Origin of the sequence: Actinomycetospora lutea, assembly GCF_028737205.1 — a bacterium.
GTDB lineage: Bacteria > Actinomycetota > Actinomycetes > Mycobacteriales > Pseudonocardiaceae > Actinomycetospora > Actinomycetospora lutea.
Window position 1 is genome coordinate 131,778 of sequence record NZ_JAQZAL010000003.1, and the last position, 20,007, is coordinate 151,784.

The following is a 20,007-nucleotide window of genomic DNA, read 5'->3' on the forward strand; positions in this document are numbered from 1 at the left end:
GCGGGCACCGGGGTGCGATTCCCCGCCCTGCCGGACTTCCCGTGGGACAGCCTCGCCGGGGCGGCCGCGGTCGCCCGCGGCCACCCCGACGGGGTCGTCGACCTGTCGGTGGGCACGCCCGTCGACCCGGTGCCGACGGCGGTCGGCGAGGCGCTGCGCGCCGCGTGGGACTCCCCGGGCTATCCGCAGACGTGGGGCACCCCCGCGCTGCGGGAGGCCGCGGTGGAGGCCCTGGGCCGCCGCCACGGCGCCGGTCGCTCGCCCGCCGAGGGCCTGGACCCGGACGCCGTGCTGCCCACCGTCGGCTCCAAGGAGCTGGTGGCGTGGCTGCCGACGCTGCTCGGGCTGGGTGGGCGGGACGGCAACAGAGACGTGGTCGCCTTCCCCGAGCTCGCCTACCCGACCTACGAGGTCGGCGCCCAGCTCGCCGGCGCGCAGCCGGCGCGGGTCGGCGACGACGAGCCGCTGCCGGCCGGCACCCGGCTGGTCTGGCTGAACTCGCCGTCCAACCCCACCGGCCGGCTCCTCGATGCCGCCGCACTCACGGCGCGGGTCGCCGAGGCGCGCGCGCTCGGGGCGGTCGTCGCCGCCGACGAGTGCTACCTCGCCCTGCCCGGTCCGGGCGTGCGCACGACGTCGGTGCTCGACCCCGTGGTGCACGACGGGAGCGTCGAGGGCCTGCTCGCGGTGCACTCGCTGTCGAAGACGTCCAACCTCGCGGGCTACCGCGCGGGCCTCGTCCTCGGGGACCCGATGCTGGTCGCGGGCCTGCTCCAGGTCCGCAAGCACGCCGGGATGATCGTCCCGCGCCCCGTGCAGGAGGCCATGACCGCGGCCCTGCGCGACGACACCCACGTCGCGGAGACCCGCGCGCGCTACGACGGCCGCCGCCGCGTCCTGCGGCCCGCGCTCGAGGCGGCGGGCCTGCGCGTCGAGCACTCGGAGGCGGGTCTCTACCTCTGGGCCACCGCCGACGAGCCCTGCCGCGCGACGGTCGACCGCCTCGCCGCGCGCGGCATCCTCGTCGCGCCGGGCGAGTTCTACGGCCCCGCCGGCGGCTCCCACGTCCGCGTGGCCCTCACCGCCTCCGACGAGCGGATCGCCGCCGCCGCACGACGCCTGGCGGAGTGACCGGCGGCGTGCCCGGCGGCATGCCCGGCGGTGTGACGGAGGGGGCGACCACGAGCACCCGCGTGCGCCCGGTCGTCGTGCTGCTCGCGGTGCTGGCGCTCGCGCTGAACCTGCGCGCCGCGCTGTCGGCGTATCCGCCCCTGCTCGAGACGATCCGCGCCGACCTGGGCCTCTCGGCGGCGTTCGCCGGGCTCGTGCAGGCGGCGACGATCCTCATGATGGGCGCGGGCTCGTTCGCCGCGCCTGCCCTCGCGCGACGGACCGGACGCGAGCGGGCCGCCGCGATCGGGGTCACGGCGATCGCGCTCGGCACCCTCACCCACGGGCTGCCCGCCGCGGTGCCGCTCGTCGTCGGGAGCCTCGCCATCGGGCTGGGCATCGGCGTCGTCGGCGTGGCCATCACCGGCGTCATCCGCGACCACCTGCCCGAGCGGGCCGGCACGGCGACCGGGCTCTACACGGTGGCGATGATGGGCGGGGCGACGGTGGCGTCGCTGACGGCGCTGCCGCTGGCCGACGTGCTGGGCGGGTGGTGGTGGGCGCTGGCGGCGTGGACGGTGCCCGCCGTCCTCGCCCTCGTCGTCTGGTGGCCCGCGACGCGGCGGCTGCACGACCTGCCGGGTGCGGCGCCCGTGCGCCTGCCGTGGCGCAACCGGTTCGCCCGGCTCGCGGTGCTCTTCCAGGCGATGTCCTCGGTGCAGTTCTACGGGTGGCTGACCTGGCTCGCGCCCTTCTACGAGGCGCAGGGCTTCTCGACGACCCGCGCGGCGGTGGCGCTGTCGGTGTGGAACGTCGTGCAGATCCCCGCCGCGCTGCTGGTGCCCCTGGCCGCCGAGCGGCGCCGCTCCTGGGCGCCCTGGGCGGCGTTCTGCGTGGTCTGCGCGGGGATCGGCGTCGCCGGCATCCTCGTCGCGCCGGTGCTGCCGGTGGTGGGCCCGTGGCCGTGGATCGTCCTGGCGTCGGTCGCGGTGGGGGCCGGGTTCCCGCTGGGACTCGCGGTGGTCGCCTGGCGCACCCCGGACGGGGCGACGGCGGCGTCGGTGTCGGCGCTGACCCTCGGGTCGGCGTACCTGCTCGCCGCGCTGGCCCCGCCGGCGATGGGCGTGCTCATCGACCTCGCGGGCTTTCGCGCCGCCCTGGTCGTGATCCTCGCGGCGTCGCTCGTCCAGGGCCTCGCGGTCGTGCGGCTGGGCCCGCGCCGGGTCACCTACGACGGCGACACCTAGGGCCCCGCTCCGGTCCCCCGCCCCGGTCCCGGCCTCGCCGGGGACAGCGCCCGACGCGTCCGGGAGCACGCCCCTGTCCGGCGGGACACCCAGGGCCCGACCGTCGTCCCCATGACCACGACCCTCGCCGCGCCCACCGCCGCCACCACCCGGCTCGTCCGGCGCGCCGCCCTCATCGTCACCCCGCTCGGCCCGCTCGCGGTCGCCGGGCTGCGCTGGCTGCTGCCCTACGACACGACCGACGACCCCGCCACGCTGGTCGCACGCGTCGCCGCGAGCCCCGGCGCCGGGACCGCGGTGCTCTGGCTCAGCCTGCTCGCCCTGCTCACGCTGCCGCTCGGCGTGCTGGTGGTGGGCGCCGTGGCCGCCCGGGCCCGCCCGGTCCTCGGCACCGTCGCCGCGGTGGTCGCCTGGATCGGCTTCGCGAACCTCGCCTTCCTCGTCCCCGCGGACCTCATGGCGCGGGCCGGCGTCGCGGCCGGGCTCCCGGAGGGCAGCACCGCCGCGCTCGTCGCCGCGGTCGCCGCCGACCCCGTCAGCTCGCTCGCCACGACCCTGTTCGTGCTCGGCCACGTCCTGGGCACCGTCCTGCTCGGCGTGGCGCTGTGGCGGGTGGTCCCGCGCGGGGTGGCGGTTGCGCTGATCGTGTCCCAGCCGCTGCACGTCGTCGCCGCCGTCGTCGTCCCGAACCACACGCTCGACGGGCTGGCGTGGCTGCTCACGGCCGTCGGGTTCGCCGCCGCGACCGCCGTGTGGGCCGATCGGAGGCTCCCGCAGCCCGCCCGGTGACACAGGTCACGTCGCGGAGCACCGTGGTGCCCGGACGGGACGAGCGAAGGGGACCGGCATGGCCACCACCGGTGTGGGAGCGGTCGAGGAGTCGTACCGCAGCGGCGACACGTCGATGCCGTTGTCCGAGCAGACGATCGGTGACGCGCTGCGGGAGGCGGCCGCCGCCGATCCCGACCGCCGGGCCGTCGTCGAGGGCGCGCCCGGCCCCGGGCCCTCGCGGACCCTGACCTACGGCGAGCTGCTCGAGCGCGCCGAGGCGGTGGCCCGCGCGCTGCTGGGCCGCTTCCGTCCCGGCGAGCACGTGGCCGTGTGGTCGGGCAACTCGCTCGAGTGGATCCTGCTCGAGTACGGCAGCGCGCTCGCGGGCCTGGTGCTCGTCACCGCCAACCCGGCCTACCAGGCCTCCGAGCTCGCCTACGTCCTGCGCCAGTCGGGCAGCGCGGGCCTGTTCCACGTCGCGGGCTACCGGGGCAACCCGATGGCCGACATCGTCGCCGAGGTCCGCGACGACCTGCCCGACCTGCGCGAGGTCGTCGACCTCGCGGACTTCGACGCGTTCGTGGCGGGCGGCGACCCGGACCGCGAGCTGCCCTCGGTCCGCCCCGACGACCGGGTGCAGATCCAGTACACGTCGGGCACGACGGGCTTCCCGAAGGGCGTGCTCCTGCGTCACCACGGGATGCTCGAGAACGCCCGGCTGACCCTGCGGCGCATGGGCGCCGGACCCGACGACGTGTGCGTGTGGACGATGCCCCTGTTCCACACCGCGGGCTGCGGCCTGGGCGTGCTGGGGGCGCTCACGGCGGGCGCGACGCTGGTCTACCTCACCGCGTTCGACCCGGCGCTCCAGCTCGCGCTGATCGAGTCCGAGCGCGCCACGATCTCCGGCGGGGTCCCGACGATGCTCATCGCGCTGCTCGCCCACCCCGACCTGGAGACGCGGGACACCTCGACGCTGCGCTGCCTGTTCTCCGGCGGCTCGCCGGTGCCCGAGGAGGTCGCCCGCGAGGTCGAGCGGCGCCTCGGCGGCCGGATGTCGATCGTGTTCGGCACCACCGAGACCTCGCCGGTCATCACCGCCACGGCGCCCGACGACCCCGACGACGTGCGCACCGGCACGCTCGGGTCGCCGCTGCCGCACACCGAGGTGAAGATCGCCGACCCCGTGACCGGCGAGCCGGTGCCCGTCGGCACCGTCGGCGAGCTCTGCGCGCGGGGCTACCTCGTCATGGAGGGCTACCACGCCCGCCCGGAGGCGACCGGGGCCGTGCTCGACGCCGCGGGCTGGTACCACACCGGCGACCTCGCCTCGATGGACGCGGAGGGCCGCCTGCGGGTCGAGGGCCGGATCAAGGACATGATCATCCGGGGCGGCGAGAACATCTCCCCGCGCGAGATCGAGGAGCTCCTCCAGCGCCACCCGGGCGTCGCCGAGGTCGCGGTCGTCGGCTGCCCCGACCCGCGCTGGGGCGAGACCGTCGCCGCGTTCGTCCGGCCCGCCGGGGACGCCCCGCCGGCGGCGGAGGAGCTGCACGCGTTCTGCCGCGCCCACCTCGCCGCGTACAAGACGCCCGCGAGCTGGCACTTCCTCGACGCGATGCCGGTCACCGCGTCCGGGAAGATCCGCAAGAACGTGCTGCGGGAGCGGCTGGTCGCCGGCTCCGGGTCATGAGGGGGAGGGGCGCAGCCGGGTCGTGATCGCCGCGTGCACGGGTTCGACGACGCGCGCGGCGACCGGGCCCACGATCGCCATGATCAGCACGTAGGTCGTCGCCAGCGGGGCCAGCCCCGGGTCGACCGACCCGGTGGTCAGGGCGAGTCCCGCGATGACGATCGAGAACTCCCCGCGCGCGACGAGCACCGCGCCCGCCCGCCACCGCCCCAGGCGCCCCACCCCGACCTGGCGCGCCGCGAACCAGCCGGCGGCGACCTTCGTCGCGGTCGACACGATCGCCAGCGCGATCGCGGCCGGCAGCACCGCCGGGATCTGGCGGGGATCGGTGTTGAGCCCGAAGACGACGAAGAACACCGCGGCGAACAGGTCGCGCAGCGGCGCGAGCACGCGGGTGGCGCTCTCCGCGGTGTCCTCGGAGATCGCGATGCCGAGCAGGAACGCGCCGACGCCCGCGGAGACCTGCAGCTGCGAGGCGATCCCGGCGACGAACAGCGCGATGCCGAACACCCGCAGCAGGAACACCTCGGAGCTCGGCGACTCGACGACCGCCGACACCACGCGCCCGAACCGCAGCGCCACGACGAGCACGACGACGAGCAGCGCCAGCGCGATCGCCACCGTGCGCAGCCCGGCGACCAGCCCGAGCGCGGCGAGCGCGGCGGTGGTGATCGGCAGGTAGAGCGCCATCGCGAGGTCCTCCATGACGAGGACCGAGAGCACGGCGGGCGTCTCGCGGTTGCCGAGCCGGCCCAGCTCCTCGAGGAGCTTCGCGACGATCCCCGACGACGACACCCACGTCACGCCGGCCATCGCGAGCGCGCCCAGCGGGCCCCACCCGAGGATCAGCGCGGTGACCGCGCCCGGGGCGGCGTTGAGCACCATGTCGACGACCCCGGCCAGCCACGACCGGCGCAGGCCGCCGACCAGGTCGGACGCCGAGTACTCGAGGCCGAGCAGCAGGAGCAGCAGCACCACCCCGACCTCGCTCGCGAGGCCGGTGAACGGCTCGATGCCCTCGAGCGGCAGCAGGCCGCCCGAGCCGAACGCGAGCCCGCCGAGCAGGTAGAGCGGCACCGGGGAGATGCCCAGGCGCCCCGCCAGCCTGCCGAGCACGCCGAGACCCGAAGAACAGCGCGCCCAGCTCGATCAGCGAGAGGGCGGTGGTGTGCAGGTCGGCCGTCCCCTCAGCCGGTCTCGAGGATCGCCGCGGCCTGCCCGAGCCCCTCGCCCGTGCCGACCACGACGACCAGGTCGCCGGCCCGGAACACGAAGTCCGGGCCCGGCGAGGGCGACACGACGTGGTCGCGGACGACGGCGACGATCGAGGTGCTGGTGCGCGTGCGCATCGCGGTGTCGCCCAGCGTGCGCCCGTCGTACGGCGACGCCGCGCCGACCGGGAACTGCGCGGTGCTGATGCCCTCGACCGAGCGCTGCTGGTCCTGCAGCTGCGCGACAAGGTTCGGCGCGCCCAGCAGCGTGCCCAGCGCCTGGCCCTCCGCGTCGGAGAGCGCCACCGACGCGCTGCAGGCGTCCGGGTCCTCCCGCGCGGAGACGAGCAGCTCGCGGTGGCCGTCGCGGTGGGTCAGCACCCCGATCCGCCGGCCCGCGGCGGTGTCGAACTCCTGCTTCGTGCCGATGCCGGGCAGACGAGTGATCTCGACGTCCACGAGCGACCAGGGTAATCCTCAGTCGTTCGCGTGCAGCGCGGCGTTCAGCTCGACCTTCGCGCCCTCGGTGCGGGGCAGGGCGTGCACGGCGCCGGTGACCGAGTCGCGGCGCAGCAGGATGCCCGAGCGCCCGGAGAGCTCGGCGGCCTTGACCACCGTCCCCCTCTCGGCGTGCTCCCCTTCCATGAGCGTGACGCGGGTGCCCGCGGTGACGTAGAGGCCGGCCTCGACGACGCAGTCGTCGCCCAGCGAGATCCCGATGCCGGCGTTGGCGCCGAGCAGGCAGCGCTCGCCGATGGAGATCACTTCCTTGCCGCCGCCCGAGAGCGTCCCCATGATCGACGCGCCGCCGCCGACGTCGGAGCCGTCGCCGACGACGACGCCGCCGGAGATGCGGCCCTCGACCATCGAGGTGCCCAGCGTGCCCGCGTTGAAGTTGACGAAGCCCTCGTGCATCACCGTGGTGCCGCTGGCCAGGTGGGCGCCGAGGCGCACGCGGTCGGCGTCGCCGATCCGCACGCCCGACGGAATCACGTAGTCGACCATGCGGGGGAACTTGTCGACCGCGTAGACGGTGACCGGGCCGCGGGCGCGCAGGCGGGCGCGGACGCGCTCGAACTCCGGCACGGGGCAGGGGCCGTGGTTGGTCCACACGACGTTGGCGAGGTGGCCGAAGATGCCGGTCAGGTCGACGCCGTGGGGCTGCACGAGCCGGTGGGAGATCAGGTGCAGGCGCAGGTACACGTCGTAGGCCGACGCGGGCGGGCCGGTGAGGTCGGCGACCGTGCGCACGGCGACGACCTCGACGCCGCGGTCCTCGTCGGTGCCCAGCGCCTCGACCAGGGCGGGCTCGAGCTCGCCGGCGGGCACGATCACCGTGCCCGGCTCCTCGGCCATCCCGCCGGACCCGACCGTGTCGTCCGAGAGCTCGGGCAGCGGATACCAGGTGTCGAGGACGGTGCCGTCGAGGGCCACGGTGGCGAGGCCGACGCCGACGGCGCGGGAGGAATGCGGGGCAGCGGGAGTGCTCATCGTGCGCCAGGCTATCGGCCGTCGCCGACGGGGGCCGGGGAGGACGTGTGGGCGAGCGCGCGGCGATCCGGGTCGCGACCGCCTCGACGCTGCTCGCCGCCGCGTCCGGCGTCGTCGACCTGTGGGCCGTGACGAGCCTGGGCGGCCCGTTCGCCGGGGTGGTGACCGGCAACCTCGTCACCGTCGGCGGGGCCGCCGGCCGGGGCGACGCGGGTGCACTGTGGCCGCCGCTGGTGGCGGTGCTCGGGTTCGCGGCGGGGGTCGCGGTGTGGTCGTCCGCCTGGCGGCGCCGGCCCGACGCGGTCGGCGCGCCCCTGGCCGTCGAGCTCGTCGTGCTGGGGGCGCTCGCGGTGGCGTGGGTGTTCCGCGGGGTCCCCACGCTCGTGCTCCTGGCCGTCGCCGCCGCGACGATGGGCGGGCAGAGCAGCGTCGCGCTGCGGCTGGGTGAGTCGACGACCTACCTCACGGGCACGCTCACCGGGGCGATGGCCGCGCTGGTCACCGGCGGGGCGCGCGGACGGGTGGTCGCGCTCAAGCAGCTGGCCGCGGTGGTGGCCGGCGCGGCGGGGGCGGCGGTGCTGCTCGGCGTGCTCCCGGGGGCGGTGCCGGTGCTCGCGGGGGTGCTGGTGGTGGGCGCGCTCGTCGTGCTCGGACGCCGTCCCACCGCTCGATGAGACCAGCCCGCGCTCCAGCAGACCGACCACCCGGTTAGCCTCGGGCCGCGTGAGCGCACCTCCCGTCACCCTCGACCTGCTCGCCGACCCCGTGTCGCTGACCGCGGCCCTGGTCGACGTGCCGAGCGTCTCCGGGAACGAGCAGGCCCTCGCGGACGCCGTGCAGGCCGCGCTGGCGAGCCAGGCGCCGCACCTCGAGCTGCTGCGCTCGGGTCAGGCGGTCCTCGCCCGCACGCGGCTGGGCCGCCCGCGCCGGGTGCTGCTCGCCGGGCACCTGGACACGGTGCCGATCGCCGACAACGTCCCCTCGCGGCGCGACGGCGCGACGCTCTACGGCTGCGGCACCAGCGACATGAAGTCCGGGGTGGCGGTGATGACGCACCTCGCGGCCGCGGTGACCGAGCCGGCGCACGACGTCACGCTGGTGCTCTACGACTGCGAGGAGATCGAGTCGGCGCGCAACGGCCTCGGGCGCCTCGAGCGCGAGCACCGCGACTGGCTCGACGCCGACCTCGCGCTGCTCGGCGAGCCGACCTCCGGGCAGGTCGAGGCGGGCTGCCAGGGCACGCTGCGCGTGGTGGTGCGCACCGAGGGGCGCCGGGCGCACTCGGCGCGCTCCTGGCTGGGCGAGAACGCGATCCACGCCGCGGCGCCGGTGCTCGCGCGGCTCGCGGCCTACGAGGCGCGCGAGGTCGACATCGACGGCTGCCGCTACCGCGAGGGCCTGCAGGCCGTGAAGGTCGCCGGCGGCGTGGCGGGCAACGTCGTCCCCGACGCGTGCGAGGTGACGGTCAACTTCCGCTTCGCACCCGACCGCTCCCTCGACGACGCCCGCGCACACGTCGCCGACGTCCTGGGCGGGTTCGCGCTCACCGAGACCGACGCCGCCCCGGGCGCGCTGCCGGGGCTGGGCGCACCGGCGGCCGCCGGCTTCGTCGCGGCGACCGGCACGGTGCCCGTCGCCAAGTACGGCTGGACCGACGTCGCCCGCTTCGCCGCCCTGGGCATCCCGGCGCTGAACTTCGGCCCCGGCGACCCGAACCTCGCCCACACGCGCGAGGAGTCGGTGCCGGTCGGCGCGATCTCCGAGGCGTGCGACGTCCTGCGGACCTACCTGACGCGCGCCTGAGGGCGCCTGGGCGGCGCGCCTTTCCGAGCGAAGGGCCCCTTCGCTCGACGGTGCCCTTCGCTCAGAACCCGCGAGCCCAGACCCAGGGCACCGCGAGCCTCAGATCGCGGCCACGTCCGAGCGGCCCGCGACGAGCTGGCGCGTCACGGTCGCGATGCGCTGGCCGGCGTACTGGGTGGCCTGGCGCGTCTCCTCGGAGATCGGGATCGAGCCCTGGCCGTCGACGTGCGACGGGCCGTAGGGGTTGCCGACCGTGAACTGGATCGGGTCGGTGTAGCCCGGGGTGACGAGCACGCCGCCGAAGTGGTGGATCGTGTTGTAGAGCGCGAGCAGCGTCGACTCCTGGCCACCGTGCGCGGTCGCGGTCGAGGTGAACCCCGAGTAGACCTTGTCGGCGAGCTGGCCCTGCGCCCACTGCGGGCCGAGCGTGTCGATGAACTGCTTGAGCTGCGCGGCGATGTTGCCGTACCGCGTCGGCGAGCCGAACACGACCGCGTCGGCCCACAGCACGTCGTCGGCCGTGGCCTCGGGGACGTCGGCGGTGGCCTCGGCGTGTGCCTGCCAGGCCTCGTTCGACGCGATGGCCTCCGGCGGCGCCAGCTCGTGGACCTTGCGCAGGCGGACCTCGGCGCCCGCGCCCTCGAGGCCCTTCGCGTACTCCTGGGCGAGCGCGTGGATCGTGCCGGTGGAGCTGTAGTAGATGATCGAGACCTTGGGCGTGACCGTCGCCACCGTGGTTGCCTCCTCGAAGAAGTTCTGCTTTCAACCAGGGCGTGCCACGTGACGGGGCGTCCGAAACCGTGGGCCGCTGTGAACCCCGCGGCCCGGCCCCGTTCGGGTGGTGCTCCTAGGCTCGACGGCATGCTCCACGACGACCCGGCGGGCCAGGACGCGACGGCGCCCCGCCCGACCACCATCGACCGCCGTCGCCCGGAGCACCGCGACCCGGCCCGGCTGAGCTCGACCACCGACCAGCGCCTGCTCGACTCGCGCGGTCCGGTCGACTGGGTGCACTCCGACGCCTGGCGCCTCCAGCGCATCCAGGCCGAGTTCGTCGAGGGCTTCAGCGTCCTCGCCGAGATCCCGCGTGCGGTCACCGTGTTCGGGTCGGCGCGCACGCCCCGCGACCACCCCGACTACGCGCTCGGCGTCGAGCTGGGCGGCGCGCTGGTCCGCGCCGGCTACGCCGTGATCACCGGCGGCGGGCCGGGCGTCATGGAGGCCGCCAACCGCGGCGCGTCCGAGGCCGGCGGCCTGTCGGTGGGCCTGGGCATCGAGCTGCCCTTCGAGCAGGGCCTCAACCCGTGGGTCGACCTCGGCGTCGGGTTCCGCTACTTCTTCGCCCGCAAGACGATGTTCGTCAAGTACGCGCAGGCGTTCGTGTGCCTGCCGGGCGGGTTCGGCACGCTCGACGAGCTGTTCGAGGCGCTGGTCCTCGTGCAGACGGGCAAGGTCACGCGGTTCCCGGTGGTCCTGCTCGGGACCCGCTACTGGGGCGGTCTCCTGGAGTGGCTGAGGGGGCCGGCCGTCGAGGCCGGGACGATCAGCAGGCACGACGTGGACCTGATCCACCTCACCGACGACATCGACGAGGTCGTGAAGATCGTCGAAGAGGGGTTCCGCGAGGTCGTCGGTTCATGAGGCCGCTCGCGGTCTGCGTGTTCTGCGCGTCGGGGCCCGTCCCCGAGCCCCACCTCGCGCTCGCCGGCCAGGTCGGCGCCGCCATCGCGGCGCGCGGCTGGAGCCTCGTCTCGGGCGGCGGCCGGGTGTCGATGATGGGCGCGGTCGCCCGGGCCGCGCGGGAGGGCGGGGCGCGCACGGTCGGCGTCATCCCCGAGGCGCTGGTGGCCCACGAGGTCGCCGACGACGAGTCCGACGAGCTCGTCGTCGTCGCCGACATGCGCACCCGCAAGGGCGAGATGGACGCGCGCAGCGACGCGGTGCTCGCCCTGCCCGGCGGGCTCGGCACGCTCGAGGAGCTGTTCGAGGCCTGGACCTCGGGCTACCTGCGGATGCACGACAAGCCTGTCGTGGTCCTCGACCCCGACGGGTTCTACGACCCGCTGTTCACCTGGCTCGACGGCCTCGTCGGCACCGGGTTCGTCTCGGCGCGCGGCATGGCGGGCGTCGTGCGCACGACGACGATCGCCGCGGCCCTCGACGCGTGCGGTTCAGCCCCCGTCCCACCGCTGCCGCAGCCAGCGGACCAGCAGCGTGCCGTCGTCGACCAGCAGTGACCCGACGTCGAACCGGGCGGGCGGGCTGAGCGCCCCGGCGCTGCGGGCCATCCGCGCCGCCTGCCCCGCGACCGCGAACGGCGCGTAGCTCAGCCGGATCTCGTCGACGAGGTCGCGGGCGAGCAGTGTGCCGACGATCCCGGGCCCGCCCTCGCAGTCGATCCGGCGCAGGCCGCGGGCGGCGAGCTGCGCGATCGCGTCGGCGAGGTCGACGTCCTCGTCGCCGGCCACGATCACCTGTGCGCCGGCGTCCTCCCACGCCTCCCGCTCGACGGCGCCGGCCGCGGAGGTGACGACGATCGAGGGCACCCGGACGTCGACGATGCTCGTGGCGTCCGCCGGCAGCGACGACCCTGAGGTGACCAGCGCCAGCGGGGCCACCGGCGCCAGGCCGTGGCGTGCGCGGCGCGCGGCGGTCGTGGCGTCGGGGCGCAGGCCCGGGTAGTCCTCGGCGACCGCCGTGCCCGCGCCGAGCAGCACCACGTCGGCGAGGTCGTGCGCGAGCGCGAAGACCCGGCGGTCGGCGGGCGTCGAGAGCCCCGCCGAGCGCCCCTCGACCTCGATGCCGCCGTCGAGCGAGCTGACGAAGTTGACCGCGAGCCAGTGGTCGCGGTCGGCGGGGTAGGTGTAGAGCTCCTCGAGCCCGGCGTCGTCGAGCTCGGCCGCCGGGAGCGGCCAGACCTGCTGCATCAGGTCACGTCCACCGCTCGGCGCGCGACGGGGGCCGGTCGCCCAGCACGCTCGCGACCATCTCCAGGGTCTGGCGGGTCTCCTCGACCTGGTGGGCGCGCACCATCGTCACCCCCGCCGCCACGGCGAGCGCGGTCGCGGCGAGCGTGCCCGTCAGGCGCCCGTGCAGCGGGACGTCGAGGGTCTCGCCGACGACGCCCTTGTTGGACATGGCGAGCAGCACCGGGGTCCCGGTCGCGACGAGCCGCGGCAGGCCGCGGAGCACCTCGAGGCTCTGGAGGGTGTTCTTGCCGAAGTCGATCGTCGGGTCGAGCAGGAGGCCCTCGCGCGGCACGCCCGCGGCCACCGCGCGCTCGGCCAGCGCCGTGGTGACCTCGATGACGTCGCCGACGACGTCGTCGTACGTCGGGCGGACCGGGTCGGTGCGCGGGGTCAGCCCGCCCGTGTGGGCGCAGACGTAGCCGGCGCCGTAGGAGGCGGTGACCGGCAGGATGTCCGGGTCCCAGCCCGCCCAGCTGTCGTTGACCAGGTCGGCGCCCGCGGCGAGGCAGGCCTGCGCGACCTCGGCGCGGTAGGTGTCGATGCTGATCGCGAGATCGGGGTGCTGCTCGCGGGTCCAGGTCAGGGTGGGCAGCAGCCGGTCGAGCTCCTCGGCGACCGACACCTCCGGGCCGGGGCTCGCGGGCACGCCGCCGAGGTCGACCACGTCGGCACCCGCGGCCACCGCGTCGTCGATCGCCTTGCGGGCGTCCTCCGGCGCCCACGTGCTGCCCTGGTCGTAGAACGAGTCCGGGGTGCGGTTGACGATCGCCATGATGAGGGCGCGGTCACGGCGCAGGTGTCGGCCGCGGAGCACGATGTGCACGGGGGTCGGGTCGGCTGCGGCGCTCGCCATGCCGTCTTGATACACGATCTCCAGGATCCCGAGAGGTGGGGACGAACGCAGCGTGAGAGCCGCGACCGAGGCCTGGTTCGCCCGCCGGACGTGGGCCCGCCCGCCCTGGACCGCCGCCGGCCTGGCCGCCGCGAAGGCCGGACGCACGGTCTCGGTGGTGCTGCCCGCGCTCGACGAGGAGGCCACGGTGGGCGGGGTGGTCGCCGCGGTCCGCCCGCTGCTCTCCACGCTCGTCGACGAGATCGTCGTGGTCGACTCGGGGTCCACCGACGCCACGGTGGCGCGCGCCGAGGCGGCCGGGGCCCGGGTGGTGGCGCGCGACGCGGTGCTGCCCGGCGTGCCCGTGCCGGCTCAGATCCCGATCCGGCAGGGCAAGGGCGAGGTGCTGTGGCGCTCGCTGGCCGCGACGTCGGGCGACCTCGTCGTGTTCCTCGACTCCGACCTCGTCGACCTCGGCCCCGACTTCGTGGTGAACCTGCTCGGGCCGCTGCTCACCGTCGAGGGCGTCGCGCTGGTCAAGGGCTTCTACCACCGCCCCCTGCGGCTCCCGGCGTCCGGCACGGCGGACCAGGACGCCGTCCTGACCGGCGGCGGGCGGGTCACCGAGCTCACCGCGCGCCCGGCGCTGGCCTCGCTGCGCCCCGAGCTCGCCGGGGTCGTGCAGCCGCTCGGCGGCGAGTACGCCGCCACCCGCGAGCTGCTCGAGTCGCTGCCCTTCGCCGCCGGCTACGGCGTCGAGATCGGACTCCTGCTCGACACCCACCGCACGCGCGGCCTCGACGCGATCGCCCAGGTGGACCTCGGCGTGCGCAAGCACCGCCACCGCTCGCTGCGGGCGCTCGGGGCCACCGCCGCCGAGGTCCTCGACGCCGTGGTGCGCCGCTGCGTGCCCGGGCACCCCGGCGCGGACCCGCTCACCCAGTTCGTCCCCGTCGACGGCGACTGGCTGCCCGACGAGCAGGCCGTCGCCACCACCGATCGCCCGCCGCTCGCGACACTGCGCGCCACCGGGAGCTGACAGAGACGATCGGGCGTGGCACCTACGATCGGTGCCATGGGCAGCGCGCTGGTGTACGTCATCGTGGTCGGCCTGGTGGCCGCCGCGGTCTACCTGCTGGCGGCCTTCGTCTTCGGCCGCGGCGAGGAGCTCGCCCCGATGCCGCCCGGCGCCACGCCGACGCGGCTGCCCGCCCGCGACCTCACCGGCGGCGACGTCCGCGACCTGCGGTTCCAGCAGACCCTGCGCGGCTACAAGTGCAGCGAGGTCGACTGGGCGCTCGAGCGCCTGGCCGCCGAGGTCGACGCGCTGCGGGCGCGCGTGGACGCGATGGAGAGCGGCGGGGACCCCGCCCGCCCGGCCGCCGAGCCGGCCGAGGTCGTGCGGACCAACGGCACCGGCACCGCGGACGGGCTCGCGGACCCGTCACCCACCGACCCGACGCCCCGGCGGGGTTCGACGGAGCGGGTTCGCGGACACTCCGCGTCGGCGGAACCCCTCCGCTGACGACCCGAGGAGAGACATGGCTCGACGCGAGATCTCGCTGTCGGTGGACATCGACGCGCCCGTCGAGACGGTGTGGCGCGAGGTCACCGACTGGGAGTCCCAGGGTGAGTGGATGCTCGGGACGTCGGTGAAGGTGACCCACGGGGACGGGGTGAGTGTCGGTACCCGGACCGCCGCGTTCACCGGCGTGGGGCCGCTCGGGTTCACCGACACCATGGAGCTGGTCGGCTGGGACCCGCCGCACCGCGCGACCATGCGCCACACCGGTCACGTCGTGCGCGGCAGTGGTGCCTTCACCGTCGTCGAACGCCGGGGGCCCGACGGGCGGGAGGGCTCGACGTTCACGATGAGCGAGCAGCTCGACCTCCCGCTCGGTCCGCTCGGGGCGCTGGGCTGGCCCGTGGTGAAGCCGGCGTTCGCGTGGGGTCTGCGCCGGTCGCTGGCCGAGCTGGCCCGGCGGTGCGAGAGCGCCCGGTGACCGCGGCGGTCGTCGGCGCCGACGGCGTCGGGCGCTGCCCCTGGGGGGCCGGCAGCGCCGACGGCGGCCTGCTCGCCGACTACCACGACACCGAGTGGGGCCGCGAGCTGCGCGGGCGCGACGCCCTCTACGAGCGGATCAGCCTGGAGGCGTTCCAGTCGGGCCTGTCCTGGTTGATCGTCCTGCGCAAGCGGCCCGCGTTCCGCGCGGCGTTCGCCGACTTCGACCCGGAGGCGGTCGCCCGCTTCGGCGACGAGGACGTGGCGCGCCTGCTCGCCGACGCGGGGATCGTCCGCAACCGCGCCAAGATCGAGGCGACGATCGCCAACGCCCGCGCCGTGCTGGGGCTCGCCGAGCGCGGCGAGGACCTCGACACGCTGCTCTGGTCGTTCGCGCCGCCCCCGCGCGCGACGCCGCCCGCCGCGCTCGCGGACGTGCCCGCGACGACCCCGGTCTCGGCCGCCATGGCGACGGCGCTGCGCTCGCGCGGCTTCCGGTTCGTGGGGCCGACGACGTGCTACGCGATGATGCAGGCGACCGGCATGGTCGACGACCACGTCGCCGGATGCTTCCGCGCGGTGGGCGCCGCGGACCGCGCCGCGGGCGTCTGACCGGGGCGGACACGCCCGGGTGATCGCTCCGGTGTCGTGCCCGTCGGGTCCATAGGGAAGAATCGTCGCTTGTCACACGGCGCTCGCTCCCCGGTCGCCCTCTCGGGCGACACGGGGGACGAAGACGACCAGCTCGTGGAGGGAGCACGCTATGGCGGCCATGAAGCCCCGGACCGGTGACGGTCCCCTCGAGGTCACCAAGGAGGGGCGCGGCATCGTGATGCGCGTGCCTCTCGAGGGTGGGGGGCGCCTCGTCGTCGAGATGACGGCGGACGAGGCGGGCGACCTGCGAGAGGCTCTGCAGGGCGTGGTCGGCTGAGCGCCCCGACCTCCGCGGGGCCGGACGGCGCCGGCCCCGCGGTCGACACGCAGTACGCGGCCCCGACGCTGCCCACGCCGCTCGCCGTCCTGACCACCGACCTCCCTCCCGACGACGCCGTCGCCGCCACCGTGCGCTGGCGGCGTCGTGACGAGCGCCCCGACGCCGACGCCCCGGACGCCCCCGACGACGCCGACGGCGGCGTCGAGGGTGCTCCGCCGGGGTGGCGGCCCTCGGCGGGGTCCGTCGCCGCGCTCCCCGGCACGGGTGCCCCCGGCCCGGCGAGCTGGCTGGTCGGCGTCGGCGAGGGACGGGCCCGGGACTGGCGGGCCGCGGGCGCCGCGGCGGTCCGCGCCGTCCGCGACGCGCCGGCGGCCGCCCTCGGTGGCGACGACGGGGACAACGGCGACGGGCGCGTCGCCGTGCTGCGCCCCGACCGCCTCGAGGACGCGCCGGGCTCCGCGTCGGAGTGGGCCGCGCTGGCCCTCGGCACCGTCCTGGGCTCCCACCGCTTCACCGTCCGGTCCGACGCCACCTCGCCGCGGCTGCGGGTGCACGTCGAGGTCCCCGACGAGCACCGCCCCGAGATCGACCGAGCGGTGGACCGCGCCGTCGAGCTCGCGACGGCCACCGCCCGGGCCCGCGACCTGGCCGACACGCCGTCGGGCGCGAAGTCGCCGGCCTGGTTCGCGGACACCGCCGCGGCGCTCGTGGCCGACGCCGAGGGCCTCGAGGTCACCGTCCGGGACGAGCACTGGCTCGCCGCCGCGGGCTTCGGCGGCGTCCTCGCCGTCGGGGGCGGCTCGTCGCGGCCGCCGCGGTTCCTCGAGCTGCGCTGGTCGCCGGCGGGTGCGGCCGACCACGTCGTGCTCGTCGGCAAGGGCATCACGTTCGACACCGGCGGCATCTCGATCAAGCCGAACGCCGGCATGGCCGACATGCGCACCGACTGCGCCGGCGGCGCCGCGGTCGTCGCCGCCCTGCGCTCGCTCGCCCGGCTGCGGGTGCCGGTGCGGGTCACCGGGCTGGTCCCGCTCGCCGAGAACCACGTCTCCGGCTCGGCCTACCGGCCCGGCGACGTCGTGCGGCACCGCGGCGGGACCACCACCGAGGTCACCAACACCGACGCCGAGGGCCGCATGGTGCTGGCCGACGCGCTCGCCTACGCCCTCGAGGAGCTCGCGCCCGACGTGGTGGTCGACGTCGCCACCCTGACCGGCGCGATGAAGGTCGCGCTCGGTGTGCGCACCGGCGGGGTGTTCGCCAGCGACCCGGGCCTGCGCGCCGCCGTCGCCGCGGCCGGCGAGGGCACGGGGGAGGCGTGGTGGCCGATGCCGCTGACCGCCGACCTCGACCCGGACGTCGACTCCACGATCGCCGACGTCCGCCAGGCCCCGGGCGGGCCGGGCGGGATCGCGGCGGCCCTGTTCCTGCGCCGCTTCACCGACGGGCGGCCCTGGGCCCACCTCGACATCGCCGGGCCCGCGCGGTGCGACAGCCCGCACGAGGAGGTCGCCAAGGGCGCCACGGGCTTCGCGGCCCGCACGCTCGTCGAGTTCTGCGCGGGGCGCGCGTCAGGGAGCTGACGGTTCGCGGAGGGCCGCGCAGAGCAGGCCCTCGGCGATCGGGAGCACCAGCGGCACGAGGCGCTCGTCCTCGCGGACCGTCCGCACGGTCTCGCGCAGCGCGCCCGCGACGGCCTCGCGGCGCACCGGGTCGGCGAGCCGGCCCTGCCAGAGCACGTCGTCGACGACCACCACGCCGCCCGGGCGCAGCAGGCGCAGCGACGCCTCGAGGTCGCGGGGCATCTCGGTGGTGACGCCGTCGACGACGACGAGGTCGTAGCCCGCGTCGGAGAGCTTGGGGAGCATCTGGCGCGACGTCCCCTTGATCATGCGGACGCGGCCGGGCGCGAACCCTGCCTCGACGCACGCCACGCGCGCCCGGACCTGGCGCTCGCCGTCGGGGTCGATGCTGGTCAGGAGCCCGTCGGCGGGCATCCCGCGCAGGAGCGCCACGGCGCCGAGCCCGAACCCGGTGCCGATCTCGACGACCGCGCGCGCCCGCGTGGCGGCGGCGAGGAACGTCAGGGCCGCCGCGCTGGCCGGCGCGACGGGGACGACGCCCTCCGCGACGGAGCGCTCGCGCAGCCCGGCGAGCAGCTCGTCCTCGACGTGGAAGGCCTCGGCCCGCTCGGCGATGCGGGCCCGGGTCGTCGCCGCGGCGGCCGCGGCGGCCGCGGCGGCCTCGGCCTCCGCCGGACCGTCGGCCACGGAGGCGCCCGCCTCCTTGCGGACGGCCCGCAGTGGGCGGGTCGTGCCGCGCACGCCCCCACCACCACGCCCCCCGGGGCGTCCCGTCGCCATCCGAGCAGGCTAGATCGCGACGGGGGCCCGACGCGGCGTGCCGCGCCGACACGCCGCCGACACGGTCGGGGTGAGGGACGGATCACGCCGTTCCGCGGAAACTCAGCGGCCTCTCAGCTCGACCTCACCCCCGTGACATGACGGCCCGCCAGAGTGGTGCCCACGTCGCCGGTACCCCGACCGGCGGCCGTCAGCCGAGCCGAGGAGCACGCACCCCGATGCCCGACCGACCCGCTCCCGCCGCCGACACCGCCTCCCCCGGTCCGGTGCCCGGCGGCCACCGGTCCGCCCCGGGCGGGACGGCTCTGCTCGAGCGTCCCGAGAGCTCCACCGCCTCCACCCCCGCCGCCTCCACCCCCACCGCCTCCCTCGACGACGCCTTCGCTTCCGAGGAGCAGGCCTGGGTGCCGCCGACCTGGGACGACGTCGTGCGCCAGCACGCCGACCGCGTCTACCGCCTGGCCTACCGCCTCACCGGCGACGCCCACGACGCCGAGGACCTCACGCAGGAGACCTTCATCCGCGTGTTCCGGTCGCTCGCGGGCTACAAGCCCGGCACGTTCGAGGGCTGGCTGCACCGCATCACGACCAACCTCTTCCTCGACATGGTCCGCCGCCGTGCCCGGTTGCGGATGGAGGGCCTCCCCGAGGACACCGACCGCCTGCCCGGCGGCGGCCCCGACCCCGAGCAGGTCTGGTCGGAGGCCCACCTCGACCCCGATCTGCAGGCCGCCCTCGACGCGCTGGCCCCCGAGTTCCGGGCCGCGGTCGTGCTCTGCGACGTGGAAGGTCTGTCGTACGAGGAGATCGCGGCGACCCTCGGTGTCAAACTGGGGACCGTGCGAAGCCGTATCCATCGCGGGCGCCAGGCCCTGCGCGCCGCGCTCGAGTCCCGTGCCGTGGCGGCCTCACCCGGGAGCGCGGCGTGATCTCCGGGCGCACCGGGGGAACGGGCTGGTCGCGGCGGTTCACCGAGGCCGGTCACCTCGCGCTCGACGCCGTCGTCGCCTTCGTCGACGACGAGCTGCCGCCCGGTCCGGCGCACCGCGCCGCCGAGCACGTCGACCGGTGCCTGTCCTGCGCCGCCGAGGTCGCCGCCCAGCGGCAGGCCCGCCGCCGGGTCCGCGCCGCGGGCGGTCCGGCCGTCCCGAGCTCGCTGATCAGCGCCCTGTGCTCCATCCCCGACGCCGCGCCCGTCCCGCAGGCGCCCGCGGGGCTCGCGGTCGGCGCCGACGGCGAGATCGTCGTCGCCGCCGAGCCGGAGCGCGGCCACGGCCACCGCAGCCGCCGGTGGCCCGGGCGCCGCCGCACGCTCGGCCTGCCGGTCGCCGTCAGCTCCGGGGTGGTCGTCGGCGCGGCCGCCCTGGCCGCGTTCGCCGGGCCGGCGGTCGTGTCCGGCACCGCCCCGTCCTCGGCGGGCGCCGGCGTCCCGGCGCTCGGGAGCGTGGCGCCGAGCGTCACGCCCACCGCCGCGGCCGCCGACCTGGCCGTCCGCGATCGCGGCGCGGTCTCCTCGCCGGGCCTGCCGGGCCCCGGCGCCCCCTGACGCACCGCCCGCTGACCGGCCCTTCACCGCTGCGG

General features: G+C 76.3%; 21 protein-coding genes and 2 pseudogenes. 16 read left to right on the forward strand and 7 right to left on the reverse strand.

Features of this window, described 5'->3' with window-relative positions:
• Positions 1-12: 12 nt before the first annotated feature.
• The 4 genes from dapC (at position 13) to PHK61_RS04890 (ending at position 4,821) form a co-directional block, all read left to right on the forward strand.
• Positions 13-1,131 (forward strand): succinyldiaminopimelate transaminase, encoded by a 1,119-nt coding sequence (dapC, locus tag PHK61_RS04875; RefSeq protein ID WP_274280026.1) that lies wholly within the window; start codon positions 13-15, stop codon positions 1,129-1,131.
• Positions 1,132-1,163: 32 nt separating this feature from the next.
• Positions 1,164-2,357, forward strand: a complete 1,194-nt coding sequence (locus PHK61_RS04880; protein ID WP_274279843.1) for an MFS transporter — start codon at positions 1,164-1,166, stop codon at positions 2,355-2,357.
• A gap of 111 nt (positions 2,358-2,468) precedes the next feature.
• Entirely contained in the window at positions 2,469-3,146 is a 678-nt protein-coding gene (locus PHK61_RS04885; protein ID WP_274279844.1) for a hypothetical protein, read from the forward strand.
• 58 nt (positions 3,147-3,204) lie between these two features.
• A complete protein-coding gene (locus tag PHK61_RS04890; RefSeq protein ID WP_274279845.1) occupies positions 3,205-4,821 on the forward strand; it encodes an AMP-binding protein in 1,617 nt (538 codons plus the stop codon).
• On the opposite strand, the pseudogene PHK61_RS04895 reads toward PHK61_RS04890, so the two are convergent.
• From PHK61_RS04895 to dapD, 3 genes and pseudogenes are all read right to left on the reverse strand, one after another.
• Positions 4,816-5,995, reverse strand: a pseudogene (locus PHK61_RS04895) (cation:proton antiporter). The gene PHK61_RS04890 and the pseudogene PHK61_RS04895 sit on opposite strands and share 6 nt — an antisense overlap.
• Positions 5,996-6,008: 13 nt before the next feature.
• Entirely contained in the window at positions 6,009-6,491 is a 483-nt protein-coding gene (locus tag PHK61_RS04900) for a cation:proton antiporter regulatory subunit (protein ID WP_274279846.1), read from the reverse strand.
• Positions 6,492-6,509: 18 nt separating this feature from the next.
• On the reverse strand, positions 6,510-7,523 hold the full coding sequence (dapD, locus tag PHK61_RS04905) for a 2,3,4,5-tetrahydropyridine-2,6-dicarboxylate N-succinyltransferase (RefSeq protein WP_274279847.1): 1,014 nt from the start codon (positions 7,521-7,523) through the stop codon (positions 6,510-6,512).
• A gap of 47 nt (positions 7,524-7,570) precedes the next feature.
• Here dapD and PHK61_RS04910 point away from each other — a divergent pair, with 47 nt between their 5' ends.
• Both PHK61_RS04910 and dapE read left to right on the forward strand, forming a co-directional pair.
• A complete protein-coding gene (locus tag PHK61_RS04910) occupies positions 7,571-8,197 on the forward strand; it encodes a DUF1275 family protein (RefSeq protein ID WP_274279848.1) in 627 nt (208 codons plus the stop codon).
• Between the two features lie 49 nt (positions 8,198-8,246).
• A complete protein-coding gene (dapE, locus tag PHK61_RS04915; protein ID WP_274279849.1) occupies positions 8,247-9,326 on the forward strand; it encodes a succinyl-diaminopimelate desuccinylase in 1,080 nt (359 codons plus the stop codon).
• Positions 9,327-9,425: 99 nt separating this feature from the next.
• On the opposite strand, the gene wrbA is transcribed toward dapE, so the two are convergent.
• Positions 9,426-10,058: an NAD(P)H:quinone oxidoreductase gene (wrbA, locus tag PHK61_RS04920; protein ID WP_274279850.1), complete on the reverse strand. Its 633-nt coding sequence runs from the start codon at positions 10,056-10,058 to the stop codon at positions 9,426-9,428.
• A 129-nt stretch (positions 10,059-10,187) separates the two neighbouring features.
• Between wrbA and PHK61_RS04925 the strand changes: the two genes are divergently transcribed.
• Positions 10,188-10,967, forward strand: a complete 780-nt coding sequence (locus PHK61_RS04925) for an LOG family protein (protein WP_274279851.1) — start codon at positions 10,188-10,190, stop codon at positions 10,965-10,967.
• A complete protein-coding gene (locus tag PHK61_RS04930) occupies positions 10,964-11,563 on the forward strand; it encodes an LOG family protein (protein ID WP_274279852.1) in 600 nt (199 codons plus the stop codon). The genes PHK61_RS04925 and PHK61_RS04930 overlap by 4 nt, the downstream gene beginning before the upstream one ends.
• On the opposite strand, the gene PHK61_RS04935 is transcribed toward PHK61_RS04930, so the two are convergent.
• Both PHK61_RS04935 and folP read right to left on the reverse strand, forming a co-directional pair.
• Positions 11,498-12,253: a dihydrofolate reductase family protein gene (locus PHK61_RS04935; RefSeq protein WP_274279853.1), complete on the reverse strand. Its 756-nt coding sequence runs from the start codon at positions 12,251-12,253 to the stop codon at positions 11,498-11,500. The genes PHK61_RS04930 and PHK61_RS04935 overlap by 66 nt on opposite strands.
• A 4-nt stretch (positions 12,254-12,257) precedes the next feature.
• Positions 12,258-13,148, reverse strand: a complete 891-nt coding sequence (gene folP, locus PHK61_RS04940; protein ID WP_274279854.1) for a dihydropteroate synthase — start codon at positions 13,146-13,148, stop codon at positions 12,258-12,260.
• 52 nt (positions 13,149-13,200) lie between these two features.
• Between folP and PHK61_RS04945 the strand changes: the two genes are divergently transcribed.
• The 6 genes and pseudogenes from PHK61_RS04945 (at position 13,201) to PHK61_RS04970 (ending at position 17,646) form a co-directional block, all read left to right on the forward strand.
• The gene (locus PHK61_RS04945; protein ID WP_274279855.1) at positions 13,201-14,166 is read left to right on the forward strand and encodes a glucosyl-3-phosphoglycerate synthase; all 966 of its coding nucleotides are present in this window, start codon (positions 13,201-13,203) and stop codon (positions 14,164-14,166) included.
• A gap of 36 nt (positions 14,167-14,202) precedes the next feature.
• A pseudogene (locus PHK61_RS04950) lies at positions 14,203-14,499 on the forward strand (DivIVA domain-containing protein); the annotation flags it as partial.
• Between the two features lie 169 nt (positions 14,500-14,668).
• On the forward strand, positions 14,669-15,130 hold the full coding sequence (locus PHK61_RS04955; RefSeq protein ID WP_274279857.1) for an SRPBCC family protein: 462 nt from the start codon (positions 14,669-14,671) through the stop codon (positions 15,128-15,130).
• The gene (locus PHK61_RS04960) at positions 15,127-15,741 is read left to right on the forward strand and encodes a DNA-3-methyladenine glycosylase I (protein ID WP_274279858.1); all 615 of its coding nucleotides are present in this window, start codon (positions 15,127-15,129) and stop codon (positions 15,739-15,741) included. The genes PHK61_RS04955 and PHK61_RS04960 overlap by 4 nt, the downstream gene beginning before the upstream one ends.
• Positions 15,742-15,892: 151 nt before the next feature.
• Positions 15,893-16,060 carry a DUF3117 domain-containing protein gene (locus PHK61_RS04965; protein ID WP_133827309.1) on the forward strand — a complete coding sequence of 56 codons (168 nt, stop codon included), beginning with the start codon at positions 15,893-15,895 and terminating at the stop codon, positions 16,058-16,060.
• Between the two features lie 131 nt (positions 16,061-16,191).
• Positions 16,192-17,646 (forward strand): leucyl aminopeptidase family protein, encoded by a 1,455-nt coding sequence (locus tag PHK61_RS04970; protein ID WP_274279859.1) that lies wholly within the window; start codon positions 16,192-16,194, stop codon positions 17,644-17,646.
• On the opposite strand, the gene PHK61_RS04975 is transcribed toward PHK61_RS04970, so the two are convergent.
• Complete coding sequence (locus PHK61_RS04975) at positions 17,635-18,387, reverse strand: O-methyltransferase (RefSeq protein WP_274279860.1); 753 nt, start codon at positions 18,385-18,387, stop codon at positions 17,635-17,637. The genes PHK61_RS04970 and PHK61_RS04975 overlap by 12 nt on opposite strands.
• A gap of 257 nt (positions 18,388-18,644) precedes the next feature.
• On the opposite strand from PHK61_RS04975, the gene sigE reads away from it, so the two are divergent.
• Both sigE and PHK61_RS04985 read left to right on the forward strand, forming a co-directional pair.
• A complete protein-coding gene (gene sigE / locus PHK61_RS04980) occupies positions 18,645-19,355 on the forward strand; it encodes an RNA polymerase sigma factor SigE (RefSeq protein WP_274279861.1) in 711 nt (236 codons plus the stop codon).
• Positions 19,352-19,972: a zf-HC2 domain-containing protein gene (locus tag PHK61_RS04985; RefSeq protein WP_274279862.1), complete on the forward strand. Its 621-nt coding sequence runs from the start codon at positions 19,352-19,354 to the stop codon at positions 19,970-19,972. Before sigE ends, PHK61_RS04985 begins: the two co-directional genes overlap by 4 nt.
• The last annotated feature ends 35 nt before the right edge of the window (positions 19,973-20,007 follow it).

What these genes read in the sequence shown, in the direction of transcription:
- PHK61_RS04885 (WP_274279844.1), top strand. Translation starts at nt 2,469, where the DNA reads ATGACCACGACCCTCGCCGCGCCCACCGCCGCCACCACCCGGCTCGTC.
- PHK61_RS04890 (WP_274279845.1), top strand. Translation starts at nt 3,205, where the DNA reads ATGGCCACCACCGGTGTGGGAGCGGTCGAGGAGTCGTACCGCAGCGGC.
- dapD (WP_274279847.1), bottom strand. Translation starts at nt 7,523, where the DNA reads ATGAGCACTCCCGCTGCCCCGCATTCCTCCCGCGCCGTCGGCGTCGGC.
- PHK61_RS04925 (WP_274279851.1), top strand. Translation starts at nt 10,188, where the DNA reads ATGCTCCACGACGACCCGGCGGGCCAGGACGCGACGGCGCCCCGCCCG.
- PHK61_RS04930 (WP_274279852.1), top strand. Translation starts at nt 10,964, where the DNA reads ATGAGGCCGCTCGCGGTCTGCGTGTTCTGCGCGTCGGGGCCCGTCCCC.
- PHK61_RS04935 (WP_274279853.1), bottom strand. Translation starts at nt 12,253, where the DNA reads ATGCAGCAGGTCTGGCCGCTCCCGGCGGCCGAGCTCGACGACGCCGGG.
- folP (WP_274279854.1), bottom strand. Translation starts at nt 13,148, where the DNA reads ATGGCGAGCGCCGCAGCCGACCCGACCCCCGTGCACATCGTGCTCCGC.
- PHK61_RS04955 (WP_274279857.1), top strand. Translation starts at nt 14,669, where the DNA reads ATGGCTCGACGCGAGATCTCGCTGTCGGTGGACATCGACGCGCCCGTC.
- PHK61_RS04965 (WP_133827309.1), top strand. Translation starts at nt 15,893, where the DNA reads ATGGCGGCCATGAAGCCCCGGACCGGTGACGGTCCCCTCGAGGTCACC.
- sigE (WP_274279861.1), top strand. Translation starts at nt 18,645, where the DNA reads ATGCCCGACCGACCCGCTCCCGCCGCCGACACCGCCTCCCCCGGTCCG.